Genomic DNA, 15,810 nt, shown 5'->3' with positions numbered 1-15,810 from the left:
GAGAATGCCATGCGCCGTTTGATGCTGCTGCGTCACGCCAAGACCGAGACCGACGCGCCGAGCGGCCGCGACCAGGACCGCCGGCTCGACGACCGCGGCCAGCGGGATGCCGCCGAGATGGGCGACTGGATGGCCGCCCACCCGCCCGTGCCCGAACTCGTGCTGGTGTCGCACGCCGTCCGCGCCCGGCAGACCTGGGACATCGCCTGGCAGGCGATGAAGGACCGGGTCGCAGCGCCGCAGGTCGAGATCCTACCGGAACTCTACGGCGCTGATCCCGCGCAGATTCTTGCAACCATTCGCACTGCAACCGTCGCCGCCAATTCCAAGCAATTGCTGCTGGTCGGGCACAATCCGGGCATGCACGAGGCCGGCCTGATGCTGATGGGCAGCGGCGATCCGGCCGGCGCCAAGGCGCTTGCCGACAATCTTCCGACCGCGGGGCTTGCGGTCCTCGACTTTGACGTCAAGGATTGGAATGACGTGGCCTACCGCCGCGGCAAACTGGTGCTGTTCGTCAGCCCCAAGTTGCTTCGATTGGGATGAGACGCGCGGACGCCGTCTCGACCGGTTGACCAGCTTGGTCCCAAGATCTTGACTGGAAGATTTGGAGGCGCAGATGTTCAAGTCCATCCTCGTACCCATCGACCTCGCCGACACCGATCTGGCAAAGCCGGCGATCGCGACCGCGGCGACGCTGTCCCAGAACTGGGGCGGATCGATCCGGCTGCTCAATGTGCTGCCGATGACGCCGGTGATGCTGGCCGAATACGTCCCGGCCGATTTCGACGAACAGCAGCGCCAGACCTCGGAAGAAGCGCTCGCCATCGTCGCCCGCGAATCCGGGATCGACGCCTCTCACATCTCCAGCGTGGTGCGCCAGGGCGGCATCTATCACGAGATCTTGGAGGAAGCCGTGCACATGAAGGCCGATCTGATCGTCATGACCTCGCACCGGCCTGCGATGCGCACCTATTTCCTCGGCTCGAACGCCGGGCATGTGGTGCGTTATGCCAAGTGTTCGGTGCTGGTGGTGAGACACTAAACGCGGAGCAATGTCGTGAAGCAATGGTGGCGGAGATGGACCCACGAGGTCCCGCTCGCAATCGGAGATGCATTATGGGAGGTGCTGGTCGTTCAACTGGCCGTGCTGCTCGACCGGCTGACGGTGCGGAAGGTCATTGCCTTCATCCCCGTAATCATCCTCATAGCCGCCTACTATCACAGCATTCCCATTCCGCCGGAACTAATGTTGATCGGCGATTTCCTGGCCTATATCGATATCTTCTCGGTGCTGTTGCTGCTCGGCGTGCTGGGTCGCATCACGACGATCTTGTTCGTCGTCAAACAAGCGGCGGCGCGCATTGCGTTGCTCACCGGCGGCGTTGTCACACAATTGCAGCGTCTCGATGTCCGGCACCGGCGCCAGCGGGGTGGCCCGACGCGGCCTCGCCGCAAGCCTGATCAACCCGAGGATGATCGAGCTCATGGCGGGATGTGGGACCACGTCGCCTTGGCCTGATTCCGGCTGCAAGGTCTAGCGCTGCCTGACGGGCAAAACACCCAAACTCTCGGTCATCCGCGCCGTCAAAAATATTCCGCTTTACCGAAATTCGGAAACAGCGTATGTGTCGCACAACCCGGCCCAAGGAAGAGGGCGTATCGCGATCGTCACGAACGCGGGCCGGATGGCGGTGGACGCGGGTCACGTCGGCGCGAAGGGTTTTGCAGGGCGGGCAACCGTGAGCAAAAGCGTCGCGCACACGACTGGGGTGACCTGCGTACGGTGAAATCGTGTGGTCCTCGCGCCCGGGGTCTGTGCGCCAAGGCTTGCGGTGATGCGTTGTGTCCAACCGGATATGCGTATCAGTCATCCGCAAGGCGACGGGGGCAATAGTGCATCGCTCCCCGGGGAGAGCGCGACATAAACCGTAAAACCACTGCGCAGGGAAGGCCGGTTGTTTGGCTTCACCTGTATGCCGCTGTGCAGCTTTTTCGTAGCGCAAATTCGCACAGTGGACCGCGGGTGCCAGCCGGCACCCGGTCTTCCCTGCGCCCTCTTTCGATTGAGGGCAAGGCGACGAAGCAAGACTCGGGCGAAATGAGCCGAGAGGGCGAAGGCGTGTCTGTGATGATGATGCGAATTGAAAGAGCGACGCCCTCACTTGTCACTCCGTCATTGCGAGGAGCCCTTGCGACGAAGCAATCCAGACTGCCTCCGCGGAGGGACTCTGGATTGCTTCGCTACGCTCGCAATGACGATGCCGCAACACTGTACATCACTACGCCCAGATCTGCTGGGCGTCGCGACAGTCGCTCACAGATACCGCGTCAGCTCGGCTTTGAACTGCCCGTAGACGGCGTCCTCGATCTGGCTGCGGTGGATGCCGATGTCGCGCAGAGCGCGGTCGTCGAGCTCGTTCAGCGTCTTGACGGCGGAGCGGCGCTCCAGCCGATCGAACAGCTCATAGGCGGCGGTGACGAGCGTGCCAAAAAATCCGCTCGACGAGGATGGGCGCAAGCTCCGCCCGGCAGTTTGCGAGATCGTGGTCATGTTTCTTCTCCGGCCTTTGGTCCTGCGCGGCGAAGCCGATGCCGTTGGCGCAAACGCCTGAGCGCCTGCACCTCATTTGCCGTCGGATTGCTCTCGCTCTCCTCGGCTCAATCGCGGACCTTGATGGAACCTAAATGCTCCGGTACATTGCTCGGAGCAAGGAAAACATTGCTCTCGGTGCAATATGTCCAAGTTCGAGTACGTGAAGCTTGCGGATGCCATTGCCGCGGATATCTCTAACGGCAGGTTAAGGGCCGGCGACCGGCTGCCACCGCAGCGCAATTTTGCCTATGACCGTGGCATTGCGGTCTCGACCGCGAGTCGCGTCTACACGGAGCTGTTGCGCCGCGGCCTCGTGGTCGGCGAGGTCGGCCGCGGCACCTTCATCTCCGGCGACATCAGGCGCGAGGTTGAGACCATCACCGAGCCGCGTGATGCGCGCATCGATTTCGAGGTCAATTATCCGCTGTTGCCGCAGCAATGGGCGATGATCGCCAAGAGCCTCGCCGGGCTCGAACGGGTTGACGCGCTCGAAGCCGCGCTGCGCGCCTCGACCAGCACCGGTACCAAGAGCGTGCGCAATGCGGCCGCCGCCTATCTCGGGCGCAAGGATTTCACGCCGCAGGCCGAGCAGATCGTGTTCACCGCCAACGGCAAGCAATCGCTCGCGGCCGCACTCGCCGCGCTCGTACCGACCGGCGGGCGCTGCGGCGTCGAGGCGCTCACCTATCCCTACGTCAAGAGCATCGCCACCCGGCTCGGCATCACGCTGGTGCCGATCCCGATGGACGAATTTGGCGCGCGGCCGGACGCGATCCAGAAGGCGCATCGCGAGGCGCATCTGTCGGCGCTGTATCTGCAGCCCATCATCCAGAATCCGCTCGGCGTCACCATGAACGCGGCGCGGCGCGCCGACATCATGCGCGTCGCCGAGAAGCTCGACCTCACCATTATCGAGGACACCGTCTACGGCTTCCTCGCCGACGACACGCCGCTGGCCGCGCTCGGACCCGACCGCTGCATCGTGCTCGACAGCCTGTCCAAGAAGGTTGCGCCCGGTCTCGCGCTCGGCATCCTCGTCGTGCCCCCTCGCTTGCGCGAGAGCGTGATGAGCGCGGTCCGGACCGGCGGCTGGATCGCGTCGGGTCACGCGCTCGCGTCCGGTCAGCGATTGATGGCCGACGGCACTGTCGCCGAATTGACACGGCTCAAGCGCATCGACGCCGCACGCCGCCAGCAGACCGCGGCACGACTGCTCGCCGGTTACCAGATCGCCGCCGATGCGCGCTCCTATCATCTCTGGCTGACGCTGCCGCCGCAATGGCGCTCGCAGACGTTCGTGGCCGCGGCGGCCCGGCGCGGCATCGCGCTGACGCCGTCTTCGACCTTCGCGGTCGCGCATGGCCATGCTCCGAACGCGGTGCGGCTGGCGCTCGCGCCGCCCTCGTTCGAGCAGCTCGATTCCGGACTGCGCACGATCGTCTCGCTGCTCGGCACCAAGGAGGAAGATTTCGATTCGACGGAGTAGCCCCTCGCCGGTCAGCGCTCCGGCCACTCCGCGATAAAACCCTTCGCCCGGTACGGCTCGATCTTGTCCCACTCGTGCAGGACACGACGGCGAAATTCGGCGTCGGTATGCCAGAGCGAGCGTGGCGTCGCAAGACTGTCGACGGTGACCAGCAGCTTCGCCACCTCGGGCCAGTGCCGGTGCAGCGTCATTGGATAGCGCCGCGCGGTCCAGGTGTTGCCGAGGCAGATCACGCTGCGGATGTTGTGCAATCCCAGCGCCGCATCGATGATCGGCAGCGAGAAGATCACGTTCTCGCCGGTGTTTTTCGCGCGATGCTCCTCGAGGATCCGATCCGCCGGAATGCCGGCATCGACCATCGCCGCCTTGATGACCATGCACTCGGATTGCTCCGAGCCGGGCGTCACGCCGCCGCTGACAATCGACCAGCGGAACAAGCCCTCGCGCCACAGCCGCGCGGCCGTCTCGACGCGGAGCGCTACGTCCTCGCGGGTGCCGAACAGCAACAGCAGGTCGGCGGGCCGGAGCGGCGTATCGATGAGATGGGTGCGATTGATCTCGGCGATCTCGTCCGCCGTCGGCAGGCGCGTGCTGCGATCCCTGACTGTCATCGCGGCACGATGCGGGACCGGCGCGCGGCTGCGAAGTCAATTTTGATTGCGGCCGATTGCAAGCGCTACGGCAGCAAGCCGGCCGGCAGCCGATCGAAACTGTAGCTGCGCGGCCGGTTGCGCCGGACAAAGCCGCCGACCTGCCAGGCGAACAGCGCGGCGAACCCGAGGATGAACAGGACGCCGGCGAATTCGCCGATCATGAGCGCGCGGATCAACAACCCCGTCATCGCCACGGCCAGCACCGCGAGGAACGCCAGCACCGCCGCATAGGTGTTGCGGCCGAGGCCGGCGGTCAACTCCGCCCGGCTGCCGGCCTTCGCCATCCGCGCGTGCAATTCCACCAGAAAATCGCGAAAGCCGCTGTCCTGCGGCGCCATCAGCGCCGCGGTCTGCCAGCTCGTCGACAGGATCGCGATGCGGCCGCCACTGCTACGGCTGACGTCGGCGCGAAAGCGGTGCTGCTGCATCGAGACCGGGCGGAACGACAGCCTGACCGCACTGATTTCATCATAGCGCCAGACGCCCGAGCGGCCGGCGACGTGCCAGGACAATCCGTCATCGGTCAGCTCGAAGCGATGCGCCGATCCGATCAGCGACGCCTTGTAGGCATAGCTCGTAACCGACCGGCCCTGACCGTCCGAAACCTGCATCTGTCAATCCCGTCTGCGATCCGCTTGCGCGATCGCCCTCCTCCATCCTACAAGCGGGACATGGCTGAGACGATCTATTTTCCGCGCCGGCTGATTCTCGGTGCCGCCATGATCTCGGGCGTGCTGCTCGCGCTCGCGGTGCACATGCTCGGCGCGCGCTACGGGCTCGACCTCGGCGGCCTCTGGCGTTCGGACACGCATGAGTTCATGCCGACGGGTGCGGCGATCGCCTGGTGGCTGATTGCGACCGTCGGATTCTCCGGCGGCTATTTCACCGCGTCATTGATGCAAAGCGCCGTCTCCGGCCAGATCCCGCAACGGATGCGCCAGTTCCTTATCGCGGTCGGCGTGCTCCTGCTCGCCGGCGCCGGACAAGCGGCCTCGGCGCCGAGCCCGATCCCGACCATTTCCGGCGTGCTCGCAGGCCTCGCGGCGCTGTGTCTCGGGGCGGTCATGGCGTTCTGCGGCGCGCATTTCGCACTGCGCCGCGGCTAAGCCCTCTCAGGCCGAGGCAAGCAGCCGCGGGCGTTCCAGCATCAAACCCACTTCGGATGCGGGCCTGGGCTTGCTGAACAGAAAGCCCTGCGCCTGGGTGCAGCCTTCACGGCGGAGCAGCTCGAGCTGCGCGTCGTTCTCGACGCCCTCCGCCGTGGTTACGATGCCGAGACTGCGGCCAAGGCCCGTCACGGCGCGGATGATCGCCACCGAATCCTCGCGCGTGGCAAGCTCCGACACGAACGAACGATCGATCTTGATCTTGTCGAAGGGGAAGCTGCGCAGAGTCGCGCGCATCGGCGACGAGCCGCGCGAAAAATTCACCCGCATCTCCCTGCCACTGGCCCTTGGCCTGCTCTTCCCGCAGCACATCGACCAGCAGTCGACCGGTGAGCGGAATGCCGGTGCGGCCGAGCATCGCGGCGTAGCGCTCATTAAACAGCTGGATCTTGCCGTCCGCATCGAACATGCACAGGCCCTGCGACATGTTCTCGAGCGCGGTGTCGAGCACGACCTGCTGGCGTCCGATCTCGCCCTTGGCGCGACGATCGAGCACCGCCGCCGAGAGCGCAATGACGAGAATGGCAGCGGCCGCGCTGGCGGTGAGCATGGACAACGACGCCGGCGGAATCGCAAGACCGCTGATCACAAGCGTAGGATCTGGCGTCAATTCCAGCGCGCCCATCGCGGTGAAATGGTGAGAGACGATGGCGACCGTCAATAGGATCGTTGCGGCAAGCGCGTTGGAGAGACTATCGCCTCGTCCCGCGACGTGCAGGGCGAACGATCCAAAGACGATGCCGAGCAAGACCGACACCGTCACGGTCCCGGTGGTCCAGCCAACATGGGCAGGAATCTCGAACGCCATCATGCCGGTGTAATGCATCGCGGCCACACCCGCGCCAACGACGGCGCCGCCGACAGCGACCAGAACTCCGCGCGTCGTCGAAACCGAGATGCTGAGGCCGATGAAGGTGACCGCGATCGCAAAGAGCAGCGACAGGACGGTCAGGGGGACGTTGTAGGCGCCACCGGCACCCGGCCCGTAGGCCTGCATGGCGATGAAATGGGTTGCCCAGATGCCGCAGCCGGCGACGATGGCATCGAGCCCGATCCACACCAGACGTGCCGACCCACTCGCCGCACGCGCGCGATGAAACAGGCTGATTGCCGCCGCGCTTGCGAGCAGACATACCGCTCCCCCGAGCACGACCAAGCGCCAATCATGCTGGTGCGTCAGACAAAACAGAACTTGATACATTGCCGGTCCCTATTCCGTCGGGCACTAGAACCGGCAGAGATGGACAGTCGGTAACCGGCCATCAGCCGGTTACCGGAATGGTGAACAGGCAATTTGCGCGGCTGCTCACATTGTTCGCCCGTGCGCTTTTGCACCGAGGCCGATCACGCCGGCGGCCAGCAGCAGCACGGCCGCCGATATGATTAGCGACTGGTGAAGGCCAATCATAAAGTCGCTGTCCGAAGCCACCAGCGAACCGAACAGCGCGACGCCAAGGACGCTTCCGGTCTGTCTGGTTGCATTGAGCACACCCGCAGCGATACCGGAGCGCGCCTTCTCGACGCTGCCGAGCAAGGTCGAGGTGAGTGGCGGCACCAGGAGACCAAGTCCCGCGCTGACTGCGATCAACTGCGCGAAGATCGCCCAATAGCTTGTCCCGGCCTCGATCCAGACCAGACCAAGACAGCCGAGCGCCGAGATACAGGCGCCGACGACGATGGTCGAGCACGCGCCGATACGCTCGGCAAGGCGCGGCGCCAGCAGATTGACCGGCAACACCGCGCCCATCATGGGCACGAAGGCAAGCCCGGTCCACCACGCCGACAAGCCGTTGATCCGCTGGAAGTAGAGGCTGAGCACGAAGATCAGGCCGTAGATTGCGATGTTGACGAGGAGGCCGACGACCGTGGTCAAAGTAAACAGCCGGTGACCGAACAGAGACAGCGGCAGCATCGGCTGCGCCGTGCGGCTCTCGCGCCAGACAAACAGCGTGGCGAGGACCGCGGCCGCCGCGAAAGCCGAAAGCACGAGCGGATCCTGCCAGCCGAGCGCGCCGCCTTCGATGATTGCACCCGCGAGAGCCCCAAGCGCGCCGATCGCCGCGAATTGGCCGGGCAGATCGATCTCGCGCGAGCGCGCGCGCGTGGTCTCGGTCGCAAAACGCCAACTCAACCACAGACCGGCGAGGCCGATCGGCAGATTGACGAGGAAGATCGCGCGCCAGCCGACCAGCGTGATCAGCGCGCCGCCGACGAACGGACCGGCGGTCAGCGCCAGACTCGCGCCTGCGGCCCAGACCGCGACGGCACGGCCGCGCGCGCGCTCGTCCGTGTAGGCATGATTGAGCAGCGCCAGCGAATTCGGCACCAGGATCGCAGCAGCCAGCCCCTGGACCAGCCGTGCGCCGATCAGCACGACGGCGTTGGGAGATAGCGCGCAGGCCAACGAGGCCGCTGTGAAGATCGCGAACCCCGCCATGAAGACGCGTTTGGCGCCGATCCGATCGCCGAGTGCACCGGCCGTCAGGATGAAGGCGGCAAAGGCAATGGTATAGGCGCTGACCACCCATTGCAGTTCGGCAACGCCGCCGCCGAGCGACTTGCCCATCGCGTCGAGTGCGGTGTTGACGATGGTGACGTCGAGCTGCACCACGCCATAGCCCAGGCTCATCGCGGCCAGCGTCAGAGCTGACGCCACTTGCGCGCCTTGCGCCTTCCACGCTTTCGGAAACGAATGCAGCTGAAGAGATTCTACCGGCATGATCCACCTCGATGTTTGCAGGTGAACGCTACCATTAGGCTTTCGTTGCGTGACCATGCTTCGGTTATGATCGAAGCATCATCGCGAGATGAACCATATCCTTCGGCGGAAGACGTCTTGGTCTCGCGCCCTGCTCGCCATGCAAGTCCCGTCCGCACGGAGGCATGGGAACAGCACCAGATTGCTTCGTGTTGAGCCCAAACCTGCAAGGCAAAAAGTCATGGCAAGAGTTGGCAACACCTCGGCTCCGTCGGGCGCGAGTTCTGAGTTCGGCAAGACCGCAACCATTGTTGCTGTCGGATGCATGATCGGCGCGCTGTTCGCCGGCAGCACGGTCGCAACCCCGCTCTACGTGATTTACAAGCAGCAGCTGGGATTCTCCCAGATCACGTTGACCCTGATCTACGCCGTCTACGTTATCGGAAACCTGACCGCACTCCTGATATTCGGCCGGATGTCCGATCAAGTCGGGCGGCGGCGTACCGCGGTCATTGCCATCGGCATTGCCATCATCGGCGCGCTCGTGTTCCTCTTTGCACATGGGGTCGGCTCGCTCTACATCGCACGGGTGTTGAGCGGCCTTGCGATCGGGATCGGCGCGGGAACCGGAACCGCGTGGCTGGCGGAACTGATTGCCGAACGGGATCGCTCCCGCGCCACCGTGATTGCGACGATCGCGAACTTCACCGGCCTCGGTCTCGGCGCATTGATCGCCGGCCTGCTCGCCGAGTATGTCGCGCTTCCGCTGCGGACGCCGTTCATCGCCTATCTCACGACACTGGTCGTGGTCGCGGCCCTTCTCGGCTTCGCCCGCGAGACAGTGAATCGTCCTTTGGCCGCCTTCGCCCGGCTATCGGTGCAGCCGCGCGCCGGCGTTCCGTCGTCGATCCGGCCACGCTTCGTGGCGCCGGCGGTTACCGGCTTCGGCGCCATGGCCCTCGTTGCTTTCTTTGCCGCACTTGAGCCGAGCGTGCTCGCCACCGAACTGCATGTCACCAGCCACGCGGTCGCCGGCGCGATCTTCCTCGAGCTTGCCGCTGCCGTCGCACTCGTCATTGCTCTGACGCGGTCGCTGTCGAGCCGCGCTGCGATGCTCTGGTCGCTCGGCCTGATGCTGCCGAGCCTTGCCCTGCTCGTGACTGCACAGTTCGCAGCATCGCTCGGCGTCATGATCGCGGCAACCGCAACCTGCGGCATAGCGGCGGGCCTCGGCTATCGCGGTAGCCTGCAGGTGGTGAACCAGATCGCACCCGATGATCGCCGCGCCGAAGTGGTCTCGGCCTATTTTATCTGCTGCTTCCTCGGCAATGCGCTTCCGGTGATCGGAATCGGCGTCCTCTCGACCCTGATCAGCTCGAGTGTGGCGAGCCTGGTCTTCGCCACGACCATTGCGGTCTTTGCGGTGCTTGCCCTGGTGTTCGGCCTGAAATACCAAGCCAGCTAGAGACGAAGCCCGAAAAAGAGACGCCGCGCGGATGCACGGCGTCTCCTGGCAAGTTATCTTGGCAAGTTATCTCGGCAAGTTATCTCGGCAAGTTATCTCGGCAAGTATCTTGGCAAGTGTATCTTGCCGTCAGCTCGCCGCCCGCAGGTTCACCTTGCTCTCGGCAAGCGAGGTCAGCTTCTTGTCCGTCGCCTTCTCTTCCTCGAGCGTTTTCGCCAGCACGGCGGCACAGTCGTTGCGGCCGAGCTGCTTGGCCCAGGCAATCAGACTGCCGTAGCGGACGATCTCGTAATGCTCGGCGGCCTGCGCCGCGTTGATCAGAGCCGCATCGAGCACCGCCTTGTCCGCGACTTCGCCCGCGGTCTCGTCGGCCTCCTCGATGATGCCGTCGATCGCCGGGCAGTCGACCGCCTTCACCTGGACACCGTGCATGTTGAACACTTCCTCGAGCCGCGTGACGTGCTGCTTGGTTTCTTCAAGGTGCGTCAAAAAGCCCTGCTTCAGCTGCGGATCCGTCGCCTTATCTGCCATTTTCGGCAGCGCCTTGGTGAGCTGCTGCTCAGCGTAATAGACGTCCTGCAGCTGATGCACGAACAGGTCGTTCATGGTCTTGATGTCTTTTGTGAACAGTCCCATCGTTCCGATCCTCCTGGGTTTCGGGAACACGACGGCACCGGCTTGTACGAAGCCGGTTGTTTCGTCGTGTTCGATTGCTGATGGGGCGCTAACCTGCCCACCGCGCCGTCGTTCCAAAGAAAGCCGGCAGCGTTTTGCACCGGAACCATGCTTGCGGCCGCAAGATTTGAGACCATCTGAACATCGGGGGCATGATGCAAGTCGGTCCCTCGACTCATATGCTTAACGCGCGCGGCATGTGAACCACTTATGACAAAAACAGGCGGTCCGGCGCAGAAGGTGTCGTTGTCAAGGGCTGCACAAGCCGCTGTTTTTGCCTTAAATGAGCTACATCATGCCTAGCGATCGACGCCCGTTTCGGGCAGTGATCGCAACCGAGCGGCCAATACCTGGCCCGGTCGGTTTTGCCCCCCGCCGGGAGGATGAATGCACGGACTGCTGCCCGCGCTGAAACGCGGCTTCAAGAGATGGATCGGCTGGCGACGGCTCGGTGTTGCCGCGAGCGTGATGATTATCGCCTTCGCGGTCACCACGCTGCTGCGGACCCTCAAGGGCATCGATACCGGCGTCATCCTGACCGCACTGACCGATATTCCCCGGGGGCATATCGGGCTCGCCGCGATCTGCGTGTTCTTCGCGTTCTGTACGCTGACCTTCTACGACTTTTTTGCACTGCGAACGATCGGCAAGAAGCACGTGCCTTACCGCATCGCAGCGCTGTCGAGCTTCACATCCTACTCGATCGGCCACAACATCGGTGCCACCGTGTTCACGGGCGGTGCGATCCGTTTCCGGATTTACTCGGATTACGGGCTGAATGCGATCGACGTCGCCAAGATCTGTTTCCTCTCCGGCCTGACCTTCTGGCTCGGTAACATCTTCGTGCTCTCGATCGGCATGACCATCCACCCGGATGCGGCCTCCTACATGGATCAGCTGCCGTCGTCGATCAATCGGCTGATCGCGCTCGGCGGCCTCGCCTCGATCGCCGCCTATCTGGTCTGGCTCTGCATGGGCGACAAACGCCGCGAACTCGGTCAGAAGGGCTGGAAGGTCGTGCTGCCGTCGGCGCCGCTGACCTTGGTGCAGATCCTGATCGGCGTGGTTGATCTCGGCTTCTGCGCTCTGGCGATGTACCTGCTGATGCCAGCCAATCCGCCGATCGACTTCCTGTCGCTCGCAGTGGTGTTCATCCTGGCGACTCTGCTGGGCTTCGCCAGCCATGCGCCGGGCTCCATCGGCGTGTTCGACGCCGCCATGCTGGTGGCGCTGCCCGAATTCGGCCGCGAGCAGTTGCTGGCGACCCTGCTCGTCTTCCGCATCCTCTATTTCGTGATCCCGTTCGGCCTCGCCATTTCCATCATGGGTACCCGCGAGCTCTGGATGAACGTCGTCCAGCCCTGGCAGGAGCGGCGGCGGCTGGCGGAAGCCTGCGCCCAGGCCAACCTGCCCAAGCAGGTGACGCCGATGGAGCGCGAGCGGCTGGTGCGCCAGGCCAGCAAACGATAACGCCCAGCCAGCGGTCACGCCGGCAGTCCGGCAGACAAAGGTTGCGGTGCGGAGAGCTATGCTCTCTTATTTCCGCCTCAACTTTGCCGTTGAAGACGCGGGCCATGATCCCTGTTTCCCTTCGCTGTTTTCTCTCGGGCGCCCTGCTGCTGGCCGGGCTGCTTGCCGTTTTGCCGCTTCAGCGCGCAGTCGCTCAGGATGCCGGCGCCATGCAGATCAGTTGGGAGGTCCGCAACCGCTTCCGCCTGTTCCGCGAGGAGCGCGACTTCCTGCTGCATGTCGAGAATGCGCGTAACCGCAGCATCCTCGCCGCCGAACAGTCACTGGAGCTGCAGAGCGAAGGCCGCGGCTGGGCCCGCAACATGGTCAACCGGCTCTGCATTGACCTCCAGGGCCGGATCAACCAGCCCTGCACCCGCGACAACGTCAAAGAGAACTACATCACCCCGATCGACCACCCCGTCACCGTGCGCCTGACCGGCACCGTGCCGGTCGGCGCCACTTGCGCATGGTCGTTCGACGATGGCGACGGACCACAGACCTCGACCTTCGACTGCGCCGAGCCGGTCAATCTGCGGGTCCGCTACGGCAAGCAGACGGTCGCGAGCGTCGACGTCTCCTCCGGCTCCGATCCAAGCCAGCGCGTCCAGACCGAGATCCAGGTCCGCGACATCTTCATCGCCGGCCTTGGCGACAGCATCGCCTCCGGCGAAGGCAATCCGGACCGGCCGCTGGCGCTGTCGGACGACGGCTTTTGCTTCCGCTCCTATCTCGGCACCGCCGGTGGACAGTATTACCGGCCGAGCCGCGCCGGCTTCAAGGGCGGTCGCGCCTGCGAAGCGCCGGATACGCTCGCCAACTGGCAGCGCTACGGTGCGCTCTGGTTCAACTCACCTTGCCACCGCTCGCTCTACAGCTACCAGGCCCGCACCGCGCTCGCGCTCGCGGTGCGCTACACCCATATCGCCGTCACCTATCTGCCGCTCGCCTGCACCGGCGCCAGCATCAGCGACGGGCTGCTCGGCTCACAGCGCGCCCGCGAATGCCCGCCCGGCAAGTCCGGCGTCTGCAACACCAGCGTGAATGCCCAAGTCGCGGAGTTGCGCGAGGCGCTCACCGCGGCCAGGAAACGCCAGCCGGATCGCAATCTCGATCTGGTGCTGCTCTCGATCGGCGCCAACGACGTCTACTTCTCCGGTCTCGTCGCCGACGTCATCGTCGATACCGCAACCGAACGTGCACTGTTCCGCCGCTCCGGCGTGATGGCGAGCGTCGAGGAGTCCCGCGATGCGCTCCAGCGCGAGCTGCCCCAAAATTTCGTCAAGCTGCGCGAAGAGCTGAAGCCGCTGCTCGGCGGCGATCTCTCGCACGTGGTCTACGTCTCCTACGCCAATCCGGCGCTGGCCGACGGCGGCGTGCCCTGCCGCGGCGGCCGCGCCGGCTTCGACATCCATCCTGCCTTCAGCGCCGATCCGCAACGTCTCGCCCATGTCTCGACCTTCGTCGACACCGAGTTCCTGCCACAACTGAAGGGGCTCGCCACCTGCACGCACGGCGCGCTGTGCCGCGATCCCGAGGCTGACCGCATGACCTTCGTCGACGCGCATCAGGAGGCGTTCGCCGATCATGGATTTTGCGCTCATTCCGGCAATGATCCCGAATTCGATCGCACCTGCTTCGCCGAGAACGGCCAGAGCTTCAATCCGGACATCGTCAGCGCGGCGAGCCAGCCGATGCTGTGCGGCCGCGGCGCCTCGGAATATCGCGCCTACCTGCCGCGCGCGCGCTGGATCCGCGATGCCAATGACAGTTATTTTGCGGCGATGACCTATCCGCAAGGGTTGCCAGCGGCGAGCCAGCCGAACGACATCCACGACGCGACCTGGGGCGTGCTCTCGGCCGTCTATGGCGGCGCCGTGCATCCGAGCGCCGAAGGCCACGCGGCGATGGCGGACGCGACACTGCCGGCCGCGAGCGCGGTGCTCGGCCTTGACGCCGTGCCGCCAGGCGTCACGCGCGGACTGCTGGCGCCGCTCCTGCCGGGCGTGCAGCAGTAGAGACAAAAGCGAGCTCGCTCCCCGTCGTTCCCGCGACTTGCCGTTCCATCAATTCAAAAACGGCATCAATCGATACTCCCTTGAACTTGGACACTTTCCTGCGCGCGCCTCTAGGAGTCGCAGTGAGGAAACATTTCGAGTTCTAAGGAGGCGCCTGATGAGCGCAGTGGTGTCCGCAACGGACGTGAGGAGGTCTCGCGTCAGGCTGTTCATCGTGACCATGCTGTTCCTGGTCACGACCGTCAATTACGCAGATCGCGCCACGCTCTCGATCGCGGGTCCCGCGCTCTCGAAGGAACTTCATCTCGATCCCGTCGCGATGGGCTGGATCTTCTCTGCGTTCGGCTGGTCCTATGTCGCCGCGCAGGTGCCGGGCGGCTGGCTGCTCGATCGCTATGGCTCGCGCCTCGTCTATGCCTTCAGCATCATCGTCTGGTCGCTGTTCACGATGCTGCAAGGCTGGGTCGGCTTCTTCAGCGCCGGCACTGCGATCGTCGTGCTGTTCGGGCTTCGCCTCCTGGTCGGCGTCGCGGAAGCGCCGTCTTTCCCCGCCAATGCCCGCATCGTCGCGGCCTGGTTTCCCGGCAATGAGCGCGGCACCGCCTCTGCTTTCTTCAATTCCGGCCAGTATTTCGCCACCGTGATCTTCGCGCCGCTGATGGGCTGGATCGCCCATGATTACGGCTGGCGCTGCGTGTTCTTCGTGATGGGCGGCCTCGAAGTCATCATGGGCCTTGCCTGGATCAAGACCGTTTACGGACCGAAGGAGCATCCTTCGGTCAACGAGGCCGAGTTCGACTACATCAAGGAAGGCGGCGCGCTGGTTGATATCGACGCGCCCAAAGACGAGCGTGCGCCGGATTCCGGCCCGAAATGGGACCATATCCGCCAGCTGCTCTCCAATCGCATGATGCTCGGCGTCTATCTCGGCCAATACTGCATCAACACGCTGACCTATTTCTTCCTGACCTGGTTCCCGGTGTATTTGGTCAAGGAGCGCGGCTTGTCGATCCTGCAGGCCGGCTTCGTCGCGACGCTGCCCGCACTCTGCGGCTTCATCGGCGGCGTGCTCGGCGGCATCATCTCCGATGCCATCCTGCGCAGGACCGGATCGCTGACCATGGCGCGCAAGATCCCGATCGTCGGCGGCATGCTGCTGTCGATGTCGATCATTGCCTGCAACTATGTCGACGGCCAGGCGCTGGTGGTCGGATTCATGGCGCTCGCGTTCTTCGGCAAGGGCATCGGCGCGCTCGGCTGGGCGGTTGTCTCCGACACCTCCCCCAAGGAGGCGGGCGGCGTCTCCGGCGGCCTGTTCAACTCCTTCGGCAACCTCTCCTCGATCACCACGCCCATCGTGATCGGCTACATCGTGGCCGCGACCGGATCCTTCAATGGTGCCTTGGTGTTCGTCGGCATCAACGCGCTGGTCGCCGCGGTCGCCTATCTCGTGGTGGTCGGCAAGATCGAGCGGGTGGTGCTCAAACGTTCCTCCTGAGCGCTCCGAGTGATCGGAGTGGGACAGGCAACTCAACGGCGGCTCA

At 64.4% G+C, this 15,810-nt stretch carries 15 protein-coding genes and 1 pseudogene; 9 read left to right on the top strand and 7 right to left on the bottom strand.

All coding sequences use genetic code 11. The features are described from left to right. The first annotated feature begins 9 nt into the window (after nucleotides 1–9). The 3 genes from ACTGJ9_RS19315 to ACTGJ9_RS19305 all read left to right on the top strand — a co-directional run bounded on the left by ACTGJ9_RS19315 (nucleotide 10) and on the right by ACTGJ9_RS19305 (nucleotide 1,522). Entirely contained in the window at nucleotides 10–546 is a 537-nt protein-coding gene (locus tag ACTGJ9_RS19315; protein WP_456678350.1) for a SixA phosphatase family protein, read from the top strand. Between the two features lie 73 nt (nucleotides 547–619). Next, entirely contained in the window at nucleotides 620–1,045 is a 426-nt protein-coding gene (locus ACTGJ9_RS19310) for a universal stress protein (protein ID WP_148751331.1), read from the top strand. A 15-nt stretch (nucleotides 1,046–1,060) separates the two neighbouring features. Beyond that, a complete protein-coding gene (locus ACTGJ9_RS19305; protein ID WP_456678349.1) occupies nucleotides 1,061–1,522 on the top strand; it encodes a hypothetical protein in 462 nt (153 codons plus the stop codon). A 795-nt stretch (nucleotides 1,523–2,317) separates the two neighbouring features. On the opposite strand, the gene ACTGJ9_RS19300 is transcribed toward ACTGJ9_RS19305, so the two are convergent. Beyond that, complete coding sequence (locus ACTGJ9_RS19300) at nucleotides 2,318–2,554, bottom strand: DUF1127 domain-containing protein (protein WP_456678348.1); 237 nt, start codon at nucleotides 2,552–2,554, stop codon at nucleotides 2,318–2,320. Between the two features lie 184 nt (nucleotides 2,555–2,738). Here ACTGJ9_RS19300 and ACTGJ9_RS19295 point away from each other — a divergent pair, with 184 nt between their 5' ends. Next, nucleotides 2,739–4,082, top strand: a complete 1,344-nt coding sequence (locus ACTGJ9_RS19295; protein WP_456678347.1) for an aminotransferase-like domain-containing protein — start codon at nucleotides 2,739–2,741, stop codon at nucleotides 4,080–4,082. Nucleotides 4,083–4,093: 11 nt separating this feature from the next. Here ACTGJ9_RS19295 and ACTGJ9_RS19290 read toward each other — a convergent pair whose 3' ends face one another. Continuing rightward, nucleotides 4,094–4,693 (bottom strand): YdcF family protein, encoded by a 600-nt coding sequence (locus ACTGJ9_RS19290; RefSeq protein ID WP_456678346.1) that lies wholly within the window; start codon nucleotides 4,691–4,693, stop codon nucleotides 4,094–4,096. 65 nt (nucleotides 4,694–4,758) lie between these two features. Beyond that, nucleotides 4,759–5,346 carry a hypothetical protein gene (locus tag ACTGJ9_RS19285; RefSeq protein ID WP_456678345.1) on the bottom strand — a complete coding sequence of 196 codons (588 nt, stop codon included), beginning with the start codon at nucleotides 5,344–5,346 and terminating at the stop codon, nucleotides 4,759–4,761. Between the two features lie 60 nt (nucleotides 5,347–5,406). Between ACTGJ9_RS19285 and ACTGJ9_RS19280 the strand changes: the two genes are divergently transcribed. Continuing rightward, nucleotides 5,407–5,841, top strand: coding sequence for a hypothetical protein (locus ACTGJ9_RS19280; RefSeq protein ID WP_354083960.1), 435 nt, complete (start codon nucleotides 5,407–5,409; stop codon nucleotides 5,839–5,841). Between the two features lie 6 nt (nucleotides 5,842–5,847). On the opposite strand, the gene ACTGJ9_RS19275 is transcribed toward ACTGJ9_RS19280, so the two are convergent. From ACTGJ9_RS19275 to ACTGJ9_RS19265, 3 genes and pseudogenes are all read right to left on the bottom strand, one after another. After that, nucleotides 5,848–6,138, bottom strand: a complete 291-nt coding sequence (locus ACTGJ9_RS19275; RefSeq protein ID WP_456678344.1) for an EAL domain-containing protein — start codon at nucleotides 6,136–6,138, stop codon at nucleotides 5,848–5,850. 4 nt (nucleotides 6,139–6,142) lie between these two features. After that, a pseudogene (locus ACTGJ9_RS19270) lies at nucleotides 6,143–6,898 on the bottom strand (MHYT domain-containing protein); the annotation flags it as partial. A 309-nt stretch (nucleotides 6,899–7,207) separates the two neighbouring features. Continuing rightward, entirely contained in the window at nucleotides 7,208–8,620 is a 1,413-nt protein-coding gene (locus ACTGJ9_RS19265) for an MFS transporter (protein ID WP_456678343.1), read from the bottom strand. A 220-nt stretch (nucleotides 8,621–8,840) separates the two neighbouring features. Between ACTGJ9_RS19265 and ACTGJ9_RS19260 the strand changes: the two genes are divergently transcribed. Further along, the gene (locus ACTGJ9_RS19260) at nucleotides 8,841–10,064 is read left to right on the top strand and encodes an MFS transporter (protein WP_456678342.1); all 1,224 of its coding nucleotides are present in this window, start codon (nucleotides 8,841–8,843) and stop codon (nucleotides 10,062–10,064) included. A gap of 129 nt (nucleotides 10,065–10,193) precedes the next feature. On the opposite strand, the gene ACTGJ9_RS19255 is transcribed toward ACTGJ9_RS19260, so the two are convergent. Continuing rightward, nucleotides 10,194–10,700, bottom strand: coding sequence for a YciE/YciF ferroxidase family protein (locus tag ACTGJ9_RS19255; protein ID WP_456678341.1), 507 nt, complete (start codon nucleotides 10,698–10,700; stop codon nucleotides 10,194–10,196). Between the two features lie 426 nt (nucleotides 10,701–11,126). Here ACTGJ9_RS19255 and ACTGJ9_RS19250 point away from each other — a divergent pair, with 426 nt between their 5' ends. From ACTGJ9_RS19250 to ACTGJ9_RS19240, 3 genes are all read left to right on the top strand, one after another. Then, complete coding sequence (locus ACTGJ9_RS19250) at nucleotides 11,127–12,209, top strand: lysylphosphatidylglycerol synthase transmembrane domain-containing protein (RefSeq protein WP_456678340.1); 1,083 nt, start codon at nucleotides 11,127–11,129, stop codon at nucleotides 12,207–12,209. Nucleotides 12,210–12,313: 104 nt separating this feature from the next. Continuing rightward, nucleotides 12,314–14,266, top strand: a complete 1,953-nt coding sequence (locus ACTGJ9_RS19245) for a hypothetical protein (protein WP_456678339.1) — start codon at nucleotides 12,314–12,316, stop codon at nucleotides 14,264–14,266. A 157-nt stretch (nucleotides 14,267–14,423) separates the two neighbouring features. Further along, nucleotides 14,424–15,764: an MFS transporter gene (locus ACTGJ9_RS19240; protein WP_456678338.1), complete on the top strand. Its 1,341-nt coding sequence runs from the start codon at nucleotides 14,424–14,426 to the stop codon at nucleotides 15,762–15,764. The last annotated feature ends 46 nt before the right edge of the window (nucleotides 15,765–15,810 follow it).

Origin of the sequence: Bradyrhizobium sp. RDM12 (assembly GCF_051917485.1) — a bacterium.
In the GTDB taxonomy this organism is placed as follows: domain Bacteria; phylum Pseudomonadota; class Alphaproteobacteria; order Rhizobiales; family Xanthobacteraceae; genus Bradyrhizobium.
Note: the sequence above shows the minus strand (reverse complement) of the source record. Positions and strands in the feature narration are given on the sequence as shown.

Excerpts from the sequence above, each read along its gene's own strand:
- ACTGJ9_RS19285 (WP_456678345.1), bottom strand. The coding sequence starts at position 5,346 with ATGCAGGTTTCGGACGGTCAGGGCCGGTCGGTTACGAGCTATGCCTAC.
- ACTGJ9_RS19245 (WP_456678339.1), top strand. The coding sequence starts at position 12,314 with ATGATCCCTGTTTCCCTTCGCTGTTTTCTCTCGGGCGCCCTGCTGCTG.
- ACTGJ9_RS19240 (WP_456678338.1), top strand. The coding sequence starts at position 14,424 with ATGAGCGCAGTGGTGTCCGCAACGGACGTGAGGAGGTCTCGCGTCAGG.
- ACTGJ9_RS19310 (WP_148751331.1), top strand. The coding sequence starts at position 620 with ATGTTCAAGTCCATCCTCGTACCCATCGACCTCGCCGACACCGATCTG.
- ACTGJ9_RS19280 (WP_354083960.1), top strand. The coding sequence starts at position 5,407 with ATGGCTGAGACGATCTATTTTCCGCGCCGGCTGATTCTCGGTGCCGCC.
- ACTGJ9_RS19290 (WP_456678346.1), bottom strand. The coding sequence starts at position 4,693 with ATGACAGTCAGGGATCGCAGCACGCGCCTGCCGACGGCGGACGAGATC.
- ACTGJ9_RS19300 (WP_456678348.1), bottom strand. The coding sequence starts at position 2,554 with ATGACCACGATCTCGCAAACTGCCGGGCGGAGCTTGCGCCCATCCTCG.
- ACTGJ9_RS19260 (WP_456678342.1), top strand. The coding sequence starts at position 8,841 with ATGGCAAGAGTTGGCAACACCTCGGCTCCGTCGGGCGCGAGTTCTGAG.
- ACTGJ9_RS19250 (WP_456678340.1), top strand. The coding sequence starts at position 11,127 with ATGCACGGACTGCTGCCCGCGCTGAAACGCGGCTTCAAGAGATGGATC.
- ACTGJ9_RS19255 (WP_456678341.1), bottom strand. The coding sequence starts at position 10,700 with ATGGGACTGTTCACAAAAGACATCAAGACCATGAACGACCTGTTCGTG.
- ACTGJ9_RS19275 (WP_456678344.1), bottom strand. The coding sequence starts at position 6,138 with ATGCGCGCGACTCTGCGCAGCTTCCCCTTCGACAAGATCAAGATCGAT.
- ACTGJ9_RS19295 (WP_456678347.1), top strand. The coding sequence starts at position 2,739 with ATGTCCAAGTTCGAGTACGTGAAGCTTGCGGATGCCATTGCCGCGGAT.
- ACTGJ9_RS19315 (WP_456678350.1), top strand. The coding sequence starts at position 10 with ATGCGCCGTTTGATGCTGCTGCGTCACGCCAAGACCGAGACCGACGCG.
- ACTGJ9_RS19265 (WP_456678343.1), bottom strand. The coding sequence starts at position 8,620 with ATGCCGGTAGAATCTCTTCAGCTGCATTCGTTTCCGAAAGCGTGGAAG.